The organism is Mesorhizobium sp. B2-4-7 (assembly GCF_006442685.1).
GTDB lineage: Bacteria > Pseudomonadota > Alphaproteobacteria > Rhizobiales > Rhizobiaceae > Mesorhizobium.
In genome coordinates this window covers 176228-191671 of the sequence record NZ_VFVH01000001.1, presented here as the reverse complement: position 1 = coordinate 191671, position 15444 = coordinate 176228, and the positions used below count along the sequence as shown (strand labels likewise).

Here is a 15444-nt window from a genome sequence, read left to right as displayed (position 1 = left end):
GCGAGCCCTCTTCCCAGGGGAGCAGGTCGTGCCATGCCAGTAATCAACAATTCACTTTCACAACATCGGCTCGCCGCCTATCGTCCGTCATGAGAAACCGGAGCCATTGATGACATTTCAGGCTGAATGGCTGCGCAAGACGCTCTTGGCCACATCGCTGGCTTTGGTCATTGCCGGACTGGCCCCGGCGACCTTCGCCGCCGACAAGCGGCCGGCCGAGTTCAAGGTAACGGATTTTCTGCTCGACAATGGCATGGAAGTGGTCGTCATTCCCGACCATCGCTCACCGATCGTCACCCATATGGTGTGGTATAAGGTGGGCAGCGCCGACGAGCCGCCAGGCAAATCCGGCATCGCCCATTTCTTCGAGCATCTGATGTTCAAGGCGACGGCCAATCACGCCGCCGGCGAGTTCGACCGCGCCGTCTCCGACATAGGCGGCTCCAACAATGCCTTCACCTCCTACGACTACACCGCCTTCCACGAGACGGTGGCGCCGTCGGCGCTCGAGCTGATGATGAGCTTCGAGGCCGACCGCATGCGCAACCTCATCCTCACCGACGATGTCATCAAGACCGAGCGCGACGTCATCCTGGAGGAGCGCCGTTCGCGCATCGACAACAGTCCCGAGGCGGTGCTCGAAGAGGAACTCGACGCCACGCTGTGGCAGAACCAGCCCTACCGAATTCCGGTCATTGGCTGGATGCAGGAGATGGAGCAGTTGAACCGCACCGACGCCATCGCCTTCTACAACAAATACTACCAGCCCAACAACGCGGTGCTGATCGTGGCCGGTGACGTCGAGCCCGACACGGTCAAGGCTCTGGCCGAGAAAACCTACGGCAAGATCGCGCGCGGGCCCGACCTGCCGCCGCGCGTCCGCCCGGTCGAGCCGGAGCAGAACACCAGGCGCACGGTGACGCTGTCCGACGCCCGCGTCAGCGTGCCGAATTTCTCCACCCAATGGGTGGTGCCGTCCTACCACACGGCCAAGCCCGGCGAAGCCGAGGCGCTCGACCTGCTGGCGGAAATACTGGGCGGCGGCAACCGCAGCCGGCTGTATCAGGCGCTGGTGGTCAGGCAAGGCATCGCTTCCAACGCCGGGGCCTATTTCCAGGGCACCATGCTGGACGACACCAACTTCACCGTCTATGGCACGCCGCGCGGCGACGCCAGGCTCGTCGATGTCGAGGCGGCCGTCGACGCGGAGGTCGTGCGCATCGCCAGGGAAGGCGTCACCGTCAAGGAGCTGGACAAGGCCAAGGACCGCTATGTCCGCTCGATGGTTTTCGCCCGCGACAAACAGGATTCGATGGCCAATATCTATGGCGCCGAGCTTGCCACCGGCGGCAATGTGCAGGACATCGAGCAATGGCCGGAGCGCATCCGCAACATCACTCCCGGCGAGATCAAGGCCGTCGCCGCGCGCTATCTGGTGCTGGCCCGGTCGACGACCGGCTATCTCTTGCCGCAGCAACAGGCGGGGAATTGATGATGAAGAGCGAGCAACACGGCTCTTTCCCGTCTCCCAAACGGGGAGAAGGGAGGGCACGCGCAGCGCTTGTCACTTTGCTCCTTTCCATCTTCTTCCTGGTCCTGCCGGCGCTTGCCGCCCGCGCCATGGACATCCAGCAGGTCACCTCGCCCAAGGGCGTCACCGCCTGGCTGGTCGAAGACTATTCGGTGCCGATGGTGGCCATCCGTTTCGTCTTTGGGGGCGGCTCGACGCAGGATCCGCCGGGCAAGGAAGGGCTGGCCAATCTGATGACCGGTCTGTTCGACGAAGGCGCAGGCCCTCTGGACAGCGACGCCTTCCAGGTGAAGCTCGACGACGCCGGCGCCGAGATGAGCTTCGAGGAGACCCGCGACGGCATCTACGGTTCCATGCGCATGTTGGCCGAGCAGCGCGACGAGGCGTTCGACCTGCTGCGGCTGGCGGTCAACGAGCCGCGTTTCGACCAGGCGCCGATCGATCGCATCGGCGCTCAGATCCTGTCCGGCATCATCGCCGGAGAGAACGACCCCGACACGATCGCGCAGGACAGATGGGCGCGCGCGCTCTATGGCGATCATCCTTATTCGCGCTCCGATCAGGGCACCAGGCAGAGCATCGCCGCCATCACGCGGGACGATCTGAAGGCGCTGCACAAGGCGGTCTTCGCGCGGAGCGGGCTGCATGTCGCGGTGGTCGGCGCCATCGACCCGGAAACGCTGAAGAAGAAACTGGACATGGTGTTCGGCGGGCTGCCGCAGAACCAGGCGCTCGCGCCGGTTGCCGACGTCGAGCCGAATCTGGCGCGGCATATCGAGGTCGACTACGACCTGCCGCAGACCTCGCTTCAGCTTGCCTGGCCTGGCGTGAAGCGCAAGGCGGCGGATTTCTTCCCTGCGGTTCTGATGAACGAGATTCTCGGCGGCGGCACCTTCACCTCGCGCCTGTTCCAGGAGGTGCGCGAGAAGCGCGGGCTGGCCTACAGCGTCAATTCCTCGCTGATCAACCAGGACCATGCCGACGCTCTGATCGTCACCACCGGCACACGATCGGACCGGGCCGCCGAAACCCTTGGCATCGTGCGGGACGTGGTCAAGCGGCTTGCCGAGGACGGCCCGACCGACGCGGAACTGGCGGCGACCAAGAAATACATGATCGGCGCCTACGCCATCAACAACCTGGATTCCTCCAGCGCCATCGCCGCGACCCTGGTCGAGCTGCAGCTCGACGACCTCGGCGTCGATTACATTCAGCGCCGCACCGGCCTCATCAACGCGGTGACACTCGACCAGGTCAAGGCCGCGGCGAAGAAGCTTTTGTCGGCCGAGCCGACCATCATGGTCGTCGGACCGCCCTTGGCCGGAGCCAATAAGGGATGAGCCTCACCTTCGGCATCGCCTTTGGCGGCGGCGGCGCGCGCGGTCTGGCGCACATCCATGTCATCGAGGCGCTGGACGAACTGGGCATCAGGCCGGTCGCAATCGCCGGCTCGTCGATCGGCGCCATCATGGGCGCCGGCATGGCCTCCGGCATGACCGGCAAGGACATCCACGATTATGCCCGCTCGATCCTCGGCCGTCGCGCCGAGGTGGCGAGCCGCATGTGGCGGGCGCGGCCCGGCACCATCGCCGAGGCCATGCAGGCCGGCATCCGCGTCAGCCAGTTCAATGTCGAACGCATCCTCAAGGCATTCCTGCCCGAAGCCATTCCCGAAACCTTCGCCGAGCTGAAAATCCCGCTGAAGGTGACGGCGACGGACTATTTCGGCCACAAGCTGGCCGTGTTCGCCGAAGGCGACCTGCATTCGGCGCTCGCGGCGTCAGCGGCCATTCCTGCCGTGTTCCGCCCGGTGATGCGCGACGGCCGGCTGCTGATCGATGGCGGCATCTACAACCCCGTGCCCTTCGACCTTATCGAGGATGATGCCGACATCATCATCGGCGTCGACGTGGTCGGCGCGCCGGAAGAGGCCGACCACAGGCGGCCGACCTCCGTCGACCTGATGTTCGGCGCCACTCAATTGATGATGCAGTCGATCATCGCCAACAAGCTGAAGCAGTGCCAGCCCGACATCCTGATCCGCCCGGCGGTGTCCAAATACCGCGTGCTCGACTTCCTCAAGATCGAGGTCCTGATGACCGAGACGGCGGATATCAAGGACCAGCTGAAGCGCGAGGTGGAGAGGGTTGTGGAGGCTAGGGAAAGTGCTGCTGTCGAGCAAAGACGGGGAAAGCAGACCGGGTGACGCGAGGTCCACACGTTGCCTCACGTCACCGCTATAGTTTTGATCCCGAAAGCCAGGCGCCCTCCAGTCCTCTCTGGAAGAAGGGCACTCTAACCGATTACGATTTCGCCAGCACCGGCGCATACTCCAGCGCCACCACCCCATTGCTGAATGGCTTGGCGGAAATCAACTCAAACGACACCGGATCGCCGGCCGGAAACAGCTTTTTGCCTTGGCCAACGGTGCCGGGGTAGCTCAGCAGCCTGACGCGGTCGACCAGACCATGGCGCATCAGTTCCTGCGCGACGCTGAGGCTGCCATGCACATAGATGTTGCCGCCGCTGCCTAGCTTCAATGTCCTGACCGCCTCCGGCAGCGGCCCCCTGAGCAACTCGGCCGGTTCCCAGTCGAGCACCTTCAAACTGCTGGACGCGACATATTTCGGCAGCGCGTTGAACCGGTCGGCGAAGTCTCCGGTTTCGCTCGGCCACGAGCCGGCGAAAATCTCGTAGGTCGTGCGCCCCAAAAGCATGGCGCCGCTGTCAGCCAGCTCGTCCTCCTTGAACCTGTTCATCTCGTCGTTCCAGGTTACGCCGGGAAGTTTCTCGACCTCGGCGATGCCATCGACGCTGATGAATTCGGTGACGATAAGCTTTCTCATTGGCGTTCTCCTTCTTCACCCAAAGGACGAACTGCGCGAGCCATTTGCGACAGCTCTGTAAAAATCCGGGGAAGTTTATCGGAGAGGGGAGTTTCTCAAGGTAGAGTAAGCTCCCAAGATCGAGTTTTGGTGCTACATCTCCACGGATATCCCCCAAGCTGCAGGAAGATAATGGGATTCGGGGTCTTCATTCACCGGTCAGATTCGATCTACGATGACAGTCCCGCTGAGCGATATCAGTTTCCTAGCCAGTATCTGCGTCGTGTGGAAGCATGCGTCGGTGACTGGATCATCTACTACGAACCTAGCAAAGTAGACGATACCCGTGGCTATTTCGCCGTAGCCAAGGTCCAGCAGGTTCTCCCAGATCCAGTAGCGCCTGGTATGTATCTGGCTCTGATTGAGCCGGGAACCTACCTCGATTTGGCCACTCCTGTTCCCTTCAATGGGACGGATGGTCTCGTTGAACGCGGCCTGCTTAACGACCAAGGAAGGATTTCTGGTCGCGCCCAATCGGCCGTCCGACCAATCAGTCCAAGCGACTTCAATCGCATTATCGATCTGGGCTTTGACGACCATGAGCCGTTGCTGCCACGTGTGGATCAGATCGGCATTTCATCCGGGTTTCAGGACGAAAAGGCTCCATTCCAGTTCGAGGAGGGCCGTAGTCGTATAAGCTATATCGGATCGCGAATTGTGCGGGATCGCATTTTTCGTCGCGTTGTCTTGCGCGCCTATGACGAGCGTTGCGCGATCTCAGGTCTCAAGTTGATAAATGGCGGCGGCCGGGCGGAAGTTTCTGCCGCCCACATTCGACCGGTTGAAAAGAACGGACCCGACATCGTCAACAATGGCATCGCGCTATCCGGCACAGCGCATTGGATGTTCGATCGCGGATTGATCAGCCTGTCCGATGATCTGGAAATACTGGTATCAAGGCAGGTTAACGACCTGGAGAGTGTGCAGGGATTCATAAACAGGAGCCGCCGCGCGCTTCCACCCCGTCGGCAGGTCGAGCGCCCACATCCTCGCTTCCTGCAATGGCATCGCGAACACTGTTTCAAACAGTGAGGCGGCGCTGGCTTCCGGGTAGACGTAAGAGCTCGCCTCAGTCCTTCGCGCGCTCCACATAGGACCCATCGGCCGTCATCACCACCACGCGGGTGCCTGGCGCGATATGCGGCGGCACGGCGGTGCGCACGCCGTTGGAGAGCAGGGCGGGCTTGTAGGAAGAGGACGCCGTCTGGCCCTTGGTCGTGGGCTCGGTCTCGACCACTTCGAAGGTGGCCCGCTGCGGCAGCACCAGGGAGATGGCGATGCCGTTGAACTGCGAGACCTGAACCGGCATGCCTTCCTGCAAATAGGGGGCGGCATCGCCGACGACGGCTTCCGACACCGCCACCTGGTCGTAGGTCTCGGGGTTCATGAAGTGATAGCCTTCGCCGTCGGCGTAGAGGAAGGTGTGCTCGCGCTCCTCGACATAGGCGCGCTCCACCTGTTCGGTGGTGCGGTAGCGTTCCGAAACCTTCACCCCGTCGCCGATGCGGCGCATGTCGAGCTGCGTCACGGGCGTGCCCTTGCCTGGGTGGATGTTTTCGGCAAAGAGGATCACATAAAGCTTGCCGTCCTTGTCGACGACATTGCCTTTGCGGAGCGAACTGGCGATGACTTTCACCACGGTTTTTTATCCTGCGAGAGTTGACGGGTCTTTGCCGGCTTGTGCGGCTTTGGATGGGGGCCTAGCGCATCTCGGCGCGAACCGCCAGCCCCCAACGCAAACCAGCGCGCCTTCAAACCGCCCATGACCGCCGCTTCGCCCTGGTGGACGCCGCATGTGCATGCCGATCGCCGTTCGCGCCTGATGCTGCGCAACGGCCTTGCCGCCGCCTTGCGCGACTGGTTCGCCCGTCGCGATTTCATCGAGGTGCAGGCATCGGCCCTGCAGATATCGCCCGGCAACGAGGCGCATCTGGCGGCCTTCGCAACCGAGGCGGTCGCGCCGGACGGGCAGCGCAAGCCGCTCTATCTGCACACGTCGCCGGAATTCGCCTGCAAGAAGCTGCTCGCTGCCGGCGAGACCAGGATCTTCAGCTTCGGCCCGGTCTATCGCAACCGCGAGCGTGGCCCTTTGCACCATCCCGAATTCACCATGCTCGAATGGTACAGGGTCGGCGAAGCCTATGAGAGCCTGATGCGGGATTGCGCGGATCTGCTGGCGCTGGCCGCGACAAGGGCAGGGGCCACGCGCTTCAGCTTTCGCGGCCGCGACTGCGATCCTTTCGCGGAGCCGGAGCGGCTGACGGTGGCGGACGCCTTCGCGCGCCATGCCGGGATCGATCTGCTTGCGACGGTCAGCGCCGACGGCATCACCGACCGCGATTCGCTCCATCAGGCCCTGACCGGTGCCGGCCTGCGTACCGCGCCCGACGACGGCTGGGCCGACCTGTTCAGCCGGGTGATGGTGGAGAAGATCGAGCCCAATCTCGGTATCGGCCGCGCGACCATCCTTTGCGAGTACCCGGTCGCCGAGGCGGCTCTGGCGCGACCGAGCCCACGCGACCCCCGCGTCGCCGAGCGCTTCGAGCTCTATTGCTGCGGCGTCGAACTTGCCAACGGCTTCGGCGAGTTGACGGACGCCGAGGAGCAGCGCCGGCGCTTCATCATGGAAATGGACGAGAAAGAGCGCGTCTATGGCGAGCGCTATCCGCTGGACGAGGATTTTCTCGCGGCACTCGCGGTCATGCCACAGGCCAGCGGCATCGCGCTCGGCTTCGACAGGCTGGCGATGCTGGCCACGGGCGCGCAAAAAATCGAGGATGTGATCTGGACGCCTGTTGCCGGGTCCTGAGTCCGCGCGCCACGGCTTGCACCATGTCAATGCGCGAAAATCTGCTCCAGCGAACGAAAGCCCTTGAATTCCAGCGCGTTGCCCGAGGGATCGCGGATGAACAGCGTCGCCTGTTCGCCGGGCTCTCCCTTGAAGCGGATCATCGGCCGCTCCAGCCAGTCTATGTCGGCGCGTGCTTCCAGCCGCGCGGCAAGCCGCTGCCAGTCATCCATCAAAAGCACGGCGCCGAAATGCGGGATCGGCACCGCCATGCCGTCGACCTTGCCGTCGCTGGCAGCCGGCGCGGCCCGTGGCCGCAGATGCGCCGACATCTGGTGGCCGAACAGGTCGAAATCGACCCAGGTCTCCGAAGAGCGGCCGATGGCGCAACCCAGCACCTCGCCATAGAAAGCGCGTGTTTCATCGAGATCACGGACCGGGAAGGCAAGATGGAAAGGCGTCATTGGAAATGCTCCGTGCTGGCGATGCGGTGCCGCGCTTCGCGATGGGCGGCTGAACCGATGCATTTTGATTGAAGCTTGTGCCATTGCACAAGCCGGACCGGAACAATAGATGGGGGACGGCGGCTCTCGGGCCAGCCGCAACAGCAGGATCACGCGCATGAGCGATATATCGGACGCATCAAGATTGACCGACCGCGTCGCGGCCCTGGTCGAGGCTGCCAAAAAAGCTGGCGCCGATGCCGCGGATGCCGTCGCGGTGCGTGGCCGCTCGACCGGTGTGTCGGTGCGGCTGGGCAAGGTCGAAAACACCGAGGCCTCGGAAGGCGACGACGTTTCGCTGCGTGTCTTTGTCGGCCAGCGGGTGGCAAGTGTTTCCGCGACTGCCGCGTCCGACCCGAAGGCGCTTGCCGAACGTGCCGTCGCCATGGCCAGGGTCTCTCCCGAAGATCCCAACCAGGGCCTCGCGGATCCGGCGCTGCTGGCCAGGCAGACGCGCGATCTCGACCTGTTCGATGCAACAGAAGTATCGGCCGACCAGTTGAAGGAAGCGGCACTGGCCGCGGAAGCGGCGGCCCTGGCCGTCAAAGGCGTGACCAATTCGGCGGGCAGCAATGCCAGCGCCGGGCTCGGAGGGCTGGTATTGGCCACCTCGCACGGCTTCCTCGGCCATTATGTCGCCTCGCGCTTCTCGCGCTCCACGAGCGTCATCGCCGGCGAGGGTACCGGCATGGAGCGCGATTATGAATTCTCCTCGCGCCAGCATTTTGCCGACCTGGATGCGCCGGAAGACATAGGCCGCAAGGCCGGGGAACGCGCCGTGCGCCGGCTCGGCGCGCGCAAGGCCGCGACCGGACCGGTCGACGTGGTGTTCGATCCGCGCGTGGCGCGCGGCATTGCCGGCCATCTCGCGGGCGCCATCAACGGCGCTGCCGTCGCACGCAAGACGTCGTTCCTGCGCGACATGATGGGCAAAAAGGTGGCTGCATCGGCCATTACCGTCACCGACGAGCCGCTGAGGCGGCGCGGCCAGGCCTCGCGTCCGTTCGACGGCGAAGGCGTCGAAGGCGACAAGCTTTTGATGATCGAGAACGGTGTGCTCAACCACTGGTTCCTGTCGACCTCGGCGGCGCGGGAACTGGGTCTCGTTACCAATGGACGCGGTTCGCGCAGCGGCTCGTCCGTCTCGCCGTCTTCGACCAATCTTGCCATCGAGCCGGGCGAGCGCTCGCCGGAAGAACTGATCGCCTCGCTCAAGACGGGCTTCTACGTCACCGAGGTGTTCGGGCAAGGTGTCGACATGGTGACCGGCGAATACAGCCGCGGCGCTTCCGGGTTCTGGATCGACAACGGCCAGCTTGCCTACCCCGTCGCCGAAGTCACGATCGCCTCCAACCTGAAGACGATGTTCCTCAACATGGTGCCGGCAAGCGATCTCGATCGCAATTTCGGCACCGCCGCCCCCACGTTGCTGATCGAAGGCATGACCCTTGCCGGAGCATGATCTGACCACGACTGGCGCCACGGAGGATCTGCCGCTGCTGCGCGACGCTGCCCGCGAGGCCGGCGTCATCGCCATGCGTTACTTCGGGAACAGCCCGCAGGTCTGGATGAAGGGCGGGACCTCGCCGGTCAGTGAGGCCGATCACGCCGCCGATGCGTATTTGCGCCAGACCCTGCTTGCGGCGCGGCCGGATTATGGCTGGCTGTCCGAGGAGACGGTCGACGATCCAGTGCGGCTTTCGGCGCGCCGAACCTTTGTCGTCGATCCGATCGACGGCACCCGCGGCTTCCTGGAAGGCCAGCGCACTTGGTGTGTCAGCGTCGCCGTCGTGGAGCATGGCCGCTCGCTTGCCGGCGTGCTCGAATGTCCGGCGCTTAACGAGACTTATTGGGCCCTGCCTGGCCAGGGCGCCTTCCGCAACGGCAGCCGCATCGCGGTGCGCCAGCCCGGCGACAAGGCCGAAATTTCCGGGTTGAAGCAGTTGCTCGACAGGATACCGGCCGGCTGGCAGGAACGGCTGAAGCGGGCGCCCTACAGCCCTTCGCTTGCCTATCGCCTGGCAATGATCGCCAACGGCACGCTCGATGCCACTTTCGTAAAGCCGAACGCGCACGACTGGGATATCGCCGCCGCCGACCTTATTCTGCGCGAGGCAGGCGGCCAGTTGCTCGACCCGTATGGCCGCGCGCCGCTCTATGCCGGCGAGGTGACCCGCCACGGCGCGCTCGCCGCCGGCAGCGGTGAACTGCTGGCGGTGCTCGTGGGCGTCATTGCCGGACTGGATGATTGAAAGCATTATCGAAGGTTCCAAAGTCGGCGGCTTTGGTCTAGACCTGTCACAAACTCACAATATGTGAAGGACCGAAATGGCCGCGGAAGACGGAAAGAAACAGCTTTTGCACCTGGTGTTCGGCGGCGAACTGAAGAAGCTTGGCGGCACCGAATTCCGCGATCTTGACGCGCTCGACATCGTCGGCATCTATCCCGACTATCAATCCGCCCATACGGCATGGAAAGCCAAGGCGCAGGCTAGCGTGGACAATGCCCATATGCGTTATTTCGTCGTGCACCTGCATCGGCTCCTGGACCCCGACCACAAGGCTGTCGGTTGACGTCGATGGATAATGATCTGGCGAAAGCGCCGCCCGGCCAGGCTACGCCGACGGGCAGGGGTCGCAGCCGCGCCACCAAGGCCTTCTGGCGCAGGATCCGCAAGCCGCTGGCGCAGTCGCGATTCGTCAAGAACATCATCGTCGGCCTGCTGGCGCAGTTCGTTCGGCTGGTGCGCCTGACCAACCGCGTCGTCGACGGCTCGGCGAAATTGACCGGCGGTGCCTATGCCCATTTCGAGCCCGGCATCATTGCGCTCTGGCACGGCCAGCATCTGTTGACGCCGGCCTACTACCCCAAGGGCAGGCCGCTCGTCGCCATGGTGTCGCGCAGTGCCGATGCCGAACTCAACGCCCTGATGATCGAGAGATTCGGCATCGAGGCCGTACGCGGCTCCGGCGGGCGCGATAATGCCAAACATCTCGACAAGGGCGGAGCCAAGGCACTGATCGCCCTGAAAAAGTCGCTCGTCGCCGGCAAGAACGTCGCCATGATCGCTGACATCCCCCATGGCACGCCGCGCGATGCGGGGCTTGGCATCGTGCTCCTGGCGCGGCTCTCCGGCCGGCCGATCCTGCCGGCGGCCATTGCCACCAGCCGCCGCAAGGTGCTGGAGAAGAGCTGGGACAAGACGACCATCAACCTGCCGTTCGGCCGCTCGTCCATCATCATCGGTACACCGGTTTTCGTGCCGGCCAATGCCGATGACGCCGAGATGGAGCGCAAGCGCCTCGAAGTGACGGCCTCGCTCAATGCCGCGACCGCCGAGGCCTACCGTCTCGTGGATGCCCCGCGATGAGCGGTCGCTGGGCGCGTACCATGCTGACGGCATATCGTTTGGCGGGCGCTGTCGCCTATCCGCTGGTCGGACCCTATGTTGCCTGGCGCACCTCGCGCGGCAAGGAAGACCGCAACCGCCGCCGCGAACGCTACGGCGTCGCCGGCCGGCCTCGCCCCGATGGGCCTGTTATCTGGATCCACGCCGCGAGCGTCGGCGAAACCATAGCTGTCGTTCCCCTGGTCGAGAGCATACTCGACTACGGCGTCAATATCGTGCTGACGACCGGCACCGTAACGTCGGCCAAGGTCGCCGACGAGAGATTGGGCGACCGCATCATCCACCAGTATGTGCCGCTCGACCTCAAGCCGGCGGTCAGCCGTTTCCTCGACCACTGGAAGCCGGATCTGGCGATCATCGCCGAATCGGAGATCTGGCCGATGACGATTCTCGAGCTTGGCGCCCGCCACGTGCCGCAGGTTCTGGTCAATGGCAGGCTGTCCGACCGCTCCTTCACGTCCTGGAAGAAGCGCCCCAACATCGCCGAGGCGCTGTTCGAGAACCTTGCCCATGTCGTTGCCCAGTCCGATGTCGACGGCGAGCGTTTCCGCGCGCTCGGCGCCCGGCCGGTAACCGTTTCCGGCAATCTCAAGGTCGACACCAACCCGCCGCCCGTCGACGAACGGGCGCTGGCCACCTTGCAGCGGCAGATTGGCGGCCGTCCGACCTGGGCGGCGATCTCGACCCATGACGGCGAGGAAGTGGTTGCCGCCGAGGTCCATGCGATGCTGCACAAGCGTCACCACGGCCTGCTGACGATCGTAGTCCCGCGCCATCCCGACCGCGCCGAGGCCCTGGCCGAGCAGATTTCCGGCATGGGCCTCAAGGTCGCGCGGCGCAGCAAGGCCGACAGGATCGGGCCCGACGTTGACATCCTGCTCGGCGATACGATCGGCGAGATGGGGCTCTATCTCAGGATGACCGAGATCGCCTTTGTCGGCCGTTCGCTCACCTCCGAAGGCGGCCAGAACCCGCTCGAGCCAGCCATGCTCGAGACGGCGGTCCTTGCCGGACGCAACGTGCAGAATTTCCGCGAGGCCTACCAGCGCCTGCTCGACAGCGGCGGCGCCAAGCTGGTGCGCGACCGCGACATGCTGGCCGGTGCGGTCAACTTCCTGCTCACCAACGAAGTCGCGCGCCATGAGATGATGGCGGCCGGCGCCGCGACCGTCGATGAGATGCGCGGCGCGCTGGCGCGCACGCTGAAGTCGCTTGAGCCCTATATCCAGCCGCTGGTCGTCAAGGCGCGCCTGAAGGGCGCGAACGGGCGCTAAAATGGCCTCCGAAGCACCGCCGTTCTGGTGGGAGGAGCCGGACTGGCGCGTTTTCGCGCTGTCGCCGCTGTCGGCCGCCTATGCATTCGTCGCCGGCCGTGGCATGCGGCGGGCCAGACGCGAGAAGATCGAAGCGCCGGTTCTGTGCATCGGCAATTTCACCGTCGGCGGGACGGGCAAGACCCCGGTGGCGATCGCCATGGCCGAACACGCCAGGCGCATGCGGCTCAAACCCGGTTTCCTCTCGCGCGGCCATGGCGGCTCCTTCGCCGAGCCGCATGTCGTCGACATCAAACACGACAGCGCCAGGCATGTCGGTGACGAGCCGCTGCTGCTGGCCGAACACGCGCCCGTGGCAGTGACGCCGCACCGCGCCGCCGGCGCCCGACTGCTCATGGAAAATCATGGCTGCGATTTCCTGATCATGGATGACGGTTTCCAGAGCGCGCGCATCCATATCGACTATGCGCTGGTCGTCGTCGATGCGCGGTACGGCATCGGCAACGGCCGTGTCATCCCGGGCGGGCCGCTCAGGGCCAAGGTCGTCGATCAGCTGGTCTTCACCAGCGGGTTGCTGAAGATGGGTGACGGCACCGCCGCCGACGCGGTGGTGCGCCAGGCGGCGCGCGCCGGCCGGCCGATCTTCGAGGCTCACACCGAGCCGAGCGGCAAGGAACGCCTCGCCGGCAAACGCTATCTTGCCTTCGCCGGCATCGGCCACCCCGAGAAATTCTTCGACACGGTAGAGGAGGCCGGCGGCGAGGTGGCTTTGAAGCGGCCGTTTCCGGATCATCATTTCTACGCCGAGGATGAGCTTGCCGAACTGGCGGCCACCGCGCGCGCCGAAGGGCTCGGCCTCATCACCACCGCCAAGGATGCCGCCCGGCTGCGCCACGGCGCCTCGAAGGACTTTCTCGATCGTCTCGACGTGCTGGAAATCGACGCGGTCTTCGAGCTCGACCACGTTCCCGAACGTATCATCGGGGAGACGCTCGATGCCTGGCGCCAGCGTAAGCTTAAGCTTAAGGGCTAAGGCGTTCAGCCTTCGATGGAATCGCCGACCCGCTCTGCCTCTTGGTTTTTACGCAACGGCGGACAGAAATCGCTGCGCATTCCTGGATTTGCTCAGCTTCGCTTGCGCAATTCCGGATGCGCCTCGATCTCGCGGCGCAATGAGGCCGCGGCGTTGATGTAGGGCTCCTGCCTCTCGACGCTCCAGTACTTCAGCTCGTCGAGCGGAATGCTTTCGCCGGTCACGGCGCAGCGCACGAACGCGCCGGGGCTCGTCACCTGGAAGTCGCCGTCGAGATAGCGGATACGGGCTTCCTTGCCGCCGGGGCCTTCGAAACGGTTCATCATGCTTTGGTGCCGAGCTTCATGCCGAGTTCATCGCCACAAATTGCCGGCAAGGTCAAGCATGGGACAAGCTCGAGGCAATGCTGATATCCTATTTGATGAGCCGAAGAGTACCATTGGTGGGGACATGATGGACATTTCTTCCGCTCGGCCGGCTTCCTTGCTCAAGGAGGCGATGACGCCGCAGGCGGTGCCGTCGGCGAAACCCGATGCGCTCAAGGCAGCGCTGGTCAAGATGGCCATGCAACCGCCGCTGCCGGTCTTACGCCCGCAACCGGCCTTGGAAGCGTTGGCGGCCCTGCCGCCCGCGTCGGCGAGACGTCGCAGCAATTGGCCGCACCGCAGATCGTACGGGGCCTATCAGGCGGCGATGGAGCCGGATATGGACACCGCCAGAAAGGCCGTTTCCGAGATTGCGGCGCGCAAGCAGACGTCGCCAGGCGACGAGGCTCAGCGCGGCGTGCCAGTGGCCGTCACAAGAGCCGAAGACGGCGGCGCTGCCCGGCCCGCGCCGCTCTCGTGGCCGGCGTTCGTCTCGCCGCGGGTATCCGTCGTGCAAAAGGCGCCGGCCGACAATGTGGTGCCGGGGCGCATGACCGGCCAGCCAAGTGACGCCGCATCGGGGGGGTCGCAAACAAGGCACGGCCGGTATCGGGCGAGCTTCGGTTGCGATGGGGCTGCTGGTTGCCGCGCTCATTGCATTTGCCTGGCTGGCCATTCGCTGAAACCTACGTGTCGGCTTCGATGAAGTGTTCGATCTTTTCCGCCGACACCCCGGCCTGCGCCGCGATGCGGCGCGACAGGTCGGCGGCAGCGGCGCGGGGCCTTCCGGCGGGACGATCGAGCCAGTAGGAAACGGGATTGAGCACAACACGATCGTCGACGGCCACGACACGCCTCGACCGTATCTGGTGTTCGGTGAGCGGCGGGCGTGCCAGCGCGATGCCCAGGCTGTGTGCGGCGGCATCGAGCACCAGATTGTAGTCTTCGAAGCGGCGGTCCTGCGGGCGCGGCCGGTAATCCATGTCCTGCGCGGCGAACCAGGCGCGCCAGCCGGATGCGTCGGAATCGTTGATCAGCGGGAATTTGAGCAGCCGGGCCGGGTCGCCGCCACCGATCTCCGGCGCGAGGCTCGGCGAGGCGATCGGAAACAGATACTCCTCGAACAACTGCATCGAAACGCGGCCTGGGATGCGGCCGCGTCCGCAGCGCACCGACAGATCGATGCCTTCATCGGCGAGATCGGCCTGGCGGTTATCGACATCCAGCACGATGCGCAGGCGGGTGGGATCATTCTCAAGCGCCGCCATGCGTGGCATCAGCCACAAGCCGCTCACCGAAGGGATCGAAGCCAGCCGCACCACTGCGGTGCCGCGCGGTTCAACCCAACGGTCCGAATTGACCGAGATCAACGCGAAGGCTTCTGTGGTCCTGAGATGCAGGCGATTGCCTTCGTTCGTCAGCGTCACGCCGCGCGCCCCGCGTTCGAAAACCTTCAGGCCAAGCCAGTCCTCCAGCTTGGCAATCTGCCGGCTGACAGCGCCATGGGTAAGGTGGAGCCTCTGCGCGGCTGCCGAAAAACTCCCCGTGCGTGCCGCTGCATCGAAGGCGCGCAGTGTCTCGAGCGGCAAGATGTCGTCTAAGCTGTGATCCATAGTCACAGCTGACCCTCGATTTGGTCGTTTGTCAATTGGTCC

General features: G+C 64.4%; 17 protein-coding genes. 12 read left to right on the top strand and 5 right to left on the bottom strand.

Features of this window, described 5'->3' with window-relative positions; translation table 11 throughout:
• Nucleotides 1-109 precede the first annotated feature (109 nt).
• From FJ946_RS00945 to FJ946_RS00935, 3 genes are read left to right on the top strand one after another with little or no spacing between them, the layout of a single operon-like run.
• Complete coding sequence (locus tag FJ946_RS00945; protein WP_140557097.1) at nt 110-1492, top strand: pitrilysin family protein; 1383 nt, start codon at nt 110-112, stop codon at nt 1490-1492.
• Nucleotides 1493-1494: 2 nt separating this feature from the next.
• Nucleotides 1495-2871 carry a pitrilysin family protein gene (locus tag FJ946_RS00940; RefSeq protein WP_181167395.1) on the top strand — a complete coding sequence of 459 codons (1377 nt, stop codon included), beginning with the start codon at nt 1495-1497 and terminating at the stop codon, nt 2869-2871.
• Nucleotides 2868-3737, top strand: a complete 870-nt coding sequence (locus FJ946_RS00935) for a patatin-like phospholipase family protein (protein ID WP_140494217.1) — start codon at nt 2868-2870, stop codon at nt 3735-3737. Before FJ946_RS00940 ends, FJ946_RS00935 begins: the two co-directional genes overlap by 4 nt.
• A 97-nt stretch (nt 3738-3834) precedes the next feature.
• Here FJ946_RS00935 and FJ946_RS00930 read toward each other — a convergent pair whose 3' ends face one another.
• The gene (locus tag FJ946_RS00930) at nt 3835-4377 is read right to left on the bottom strand and encodes a dihydrofolate reductase family protein (protein ID WP_140565130.1); all 543 of its coding nucleotides are present in this window, start codon (nt 4375-4377) and stop codon (nt 3835-3837) included.
• Nucleotides 4378-4548: 171 nt separating this feature from the next.
• Between FJ946_RS00930 and FJ946_RS00925 the strand changes: the two genes are divergently transcribed.
• Nucleotides 4549-5448 (top strand): HNH endonuclease, encoded by a 900-nt coding sequence (locus tag FJ946_RS00925; RefSeq protein ID WP_140565131.1) that lies wholly within the window; start codon nt 4549-4551, stop codon nt 5446-5448.
• Nucleotides 5449-5485: 37 nt separating this feature from the next.
• Here the strand turns inward: FJ946_RS00925 and efp are convergent, their stop codons facing one another.
• Nucleotides 5486-6055 (bottom strand): elongation factor P, encoded by a 570-nt coding sequence (gene efp / locus FJ946_RS00920; protein ID WP_140494213.1) that lies wholly within the window; start codon nt 6053-6055, stop codon nt 5486-5488.
• A 123-nt stretch (nt 6056-6178) separates the two neighbouring features.
• Between efp and epmA the strand changes: the two genes are divergently transcribed.
• Nucleotides 6179-7225 (top strand): EF-P lysine aminoacylase EpmA, encoded by a 1047-nt coding sequence (epmA, locus tag FJ946_RS00915; RefSeq protein WP_140565133.1) that lies wholly within the window; start codon nt 6179-6181, stop codon nt 7223-7225.
• Nucleotides 7226-7251: 26 nt separating this feature from the next.
• Here epmA and FJ946_RS00910 read toward each other — a convergent pair whose 3' ends face one another.
• Nucleotides 7252-7668 carry a VOC family protein gene (locus FJ946_RS00910; RefSeq protein WP_140549176.1) on the bottom strand — a complete coding sequence of 139 codons (417 nt, stop codon included), beginning with the start codon at nt 7666-7668 and terminating at the stop codon, nt 7252-7254.
• A 157-nt stretch (nt 7669-7825) separates the two neighbouring features.
• Between FJ946_RS00910 and FJ946_RS00905 the strand changes: the two genes are divergently transcribed.
• The 6 genes from FJ946_RS00905 to lpxK all read left to right on the top strand — a co-directional run bounded on the left by FJ946_RS00905 (nt 7826) and on the right by lpxK (nt 13424).
• Nucleotides 7826-9169 carry a TldD/PmbA family protein gene (locus FJ946_RS00905; RefSeq protein WP_140494207.1) on the top strand — a complete coding sequence of 448 codons (1344 nt, stop codon included), beginning with the start codon at nt 7826-7828 and terminating at the stop codon, nt 9167-9169.
• Entirely contained in the window at nt 9156-9959 is an 804-nt protein-coding gene (locus FJ946_RS00900) for a 3'(2'),5'-bisphosphate nucleotidase CysQ (RefSeq protein WP_140560525.1), read from the top strand. The genes FJ946_RS00905 and FJ946_RS00900 overlap by 14 nt, the downstream gene beginning before the upstream one ends.
• 76 nt (nt 9960-10035) lie before the next feature.
• On the top strand, nt 10036-10281 hold the full coding sequence (locus FJ946_RS00895; protein ID WP_140494203.1) for a DUF4170 domain-containing protein: 246 nt from the start codon (nt 10036-10038) through the stop codon (nt 10279-10281).
• Nucleotides 10282-10286: 5 nt separating this feature from the next.
• Nucleotides 10287-11078 carry a lysophospholipid acyltransferase family protein gene (locus FJ946_RS00890; RefSeq protein WP_140560526.1) on the top strand — a complete coding sequence of 264 codons (792 nt, stop codon included), beginning with the start codon at nt 10287-10289 and terminating at the stop codon, nt 11076-11078.
• Nucleotides 11075-12391: a lipid IV(A) 3-deoxy-D-manno-octulosonic acid transferase gene (waaA, locus tag FJ946_RS00885; RefSeq protein WP_140557085.1), complete on the top strand. Its 1317-nt coding sequence runs from the start codon at nt 11075-11077 to the stop codon at nt 12389-12391. The genes FJ946_RS00890 and waaA overlap by 4 nt, the downstream gene beginning before the upstream one ends.
• Nucleotide 12392: 1 nt before the next feature.
• Nucleotides 12393-13424, top strand: a complete 1032-nt coding sequence (gene lpxK, locus FJ946_RS00880) for a tetraacyldisaccharide 4'-kinase (protein ID WP_140560527.1) — start codon at nt 12393-12395, stop codon at nt 13422-13424.
• Nucleotides 13425-13516: 92 nt separating this feature from the next.
• On the opposite strand, the gene FJ946_RS00875 is transcribed toward lpxK, so the two are convergent.
• On the bottom strand, nt 13517-13750 hold the full coding sequence (locus FJ946_RS00875) for a DUF2093 domain-containing protein (protein WP_140494196.1): 234 nt from the start codon (nt 13748-13750) through the stop codon (nt 13517-13519).
• 172 nt (nt 13751-13922) lie between these two features.
• Between FJ946_RS00875 and FJ946_RS00870 the strand changes: the two genes are divergently transcribed.
• Nucleotides 13923-14495, top strand: coding sequence for a hypothetical protein (locus FJ946_RS00870; protein ID WP_140565135.1), 573 nt, complete (start codon nt 13923-13925; stop codon nt 14493-14495).
• Here the strand turns inward: FJ946_RS00870 and FJ946_RS00865 are convergent.
• Nucleotides 14476-15402, bottom strand: a complete 927-nt coding sequence (locus FJ946_RS00865) for a LysR family transcriptional regulator (RefSeq protein WP_140565137.1) — start codon at nt 15400-15402, stop codon at nt 14476-14478. The genes FJ946_RS00870 and FJ946_RS00865 overlap by 20 nt on opposite strands.
• Between the last annotated feature and the right edge of the window lie 42 nt (nt 15403-15444).

Bases quoted from the DNA above. Each gene is read 5' to 3' on its own strand.
- lpxK (WP_140560527.1), top strand. From the start codon at position 12,393: ATGGCCTCCGAAGCACCGCCGTTCTGGTGGGAGGAGCCGGACTGGCGC.
- FJ946_RS00905 (WP_140494207.1), top strand. From the start codon at position 7,826: ATGAGCGATATATCGGACGCATCAAGATTGACCGACCGCGTCGCGGCC.
- FJ946_RS00870 (WP_140565135.1), top strand. From the start codon at position 13,923: ATGACGCCGCAGGCGGTGCCGTCGGCGAAACCCGATGCGCTCAAGGCA.
- FJ946_RS00895 (WP_140494203.1), top strand. From the start codon at position 10,036: ATGGCCGCGGAAGACGGAAAGAAACAGCTTTTGCACCTGGTGTTCGGC.
- waaA (WP_140557085.1), top strand. From the start codon at position 11,075: ATGAGCGGTCGCTGGGCGCGTACCATGCTGACGGCATATCGTTTGGCG.
- FJ946_RS00910 (WP_140549176.1), bottom strand. From the start codon at position 7,668: ATGACGCCTTTCCATCTTGCCTTCCCGGTCCGTGATCTCGATGAAACA.
- FJ946_RS00945 (WP_140557097.1), top strand. From the start codon at position 110: ATGACATTTCAGGCTGAATGGCTGCGCAAGACGCTCTTGGCCACATCG.
- FJ946_RS00875 (WP_140494196.1), bottom strand. From the start codon at position 13,750: ATGATGAACCGTTTCGAAGGCCCCGGCGGCAAGGAAGCCCGTATCCGC.
- FJ946_RS00930 (WP_140565130.1), bottom strand. From the start codon at position 4,377: ATGAGAAAGCTTATCGTCACCGAATTCATCAGCGTCGATGGCATCGCC.
- FJ946_RS00890 (WP_140560526.1), top strand. From the start codon at position 10,287: ATGGATAATGATCTGGCGAAAGCGCCGCCCGGCCAGGCTACGCCGACG.
- FJ946_RS00940 (WP_181167395.1), top strand. From the start codon at position 1,495: ATGAAGAGCGAGCAACACGGCTCTTTCCCGTCTCCCAAACGGGGAGAA.
- epmA (WP_140565133.1), top strand. From the start codon at position 6,179: ATGACCGCCGCTTCGCCCTGGTGGACGCCGCATGTGCATGCCGATCGC.
- FJ946_RS00925 (WP_140565131.1), top strand. From the start codon at position 4,549: ATGGGATTCGGGGTCTTCATTCACCGGTCAGATTCGATCTACGATGAC.
- FJ946_RS00935 (WP_140494217.1), top strand. From the start codon at position 2,868: ATGAGCCTCACCTTCGGCATCGCCTTTGGCGGCGGCGGCGCGCGCGGT.
- FJ946_RS00865 (WP_140565137.1), bottom strand. From the start codon at position 15,402: ATGGATCACAGCTTAGACGACATCTTGCCGCTCGAGACACTGCGCGCC.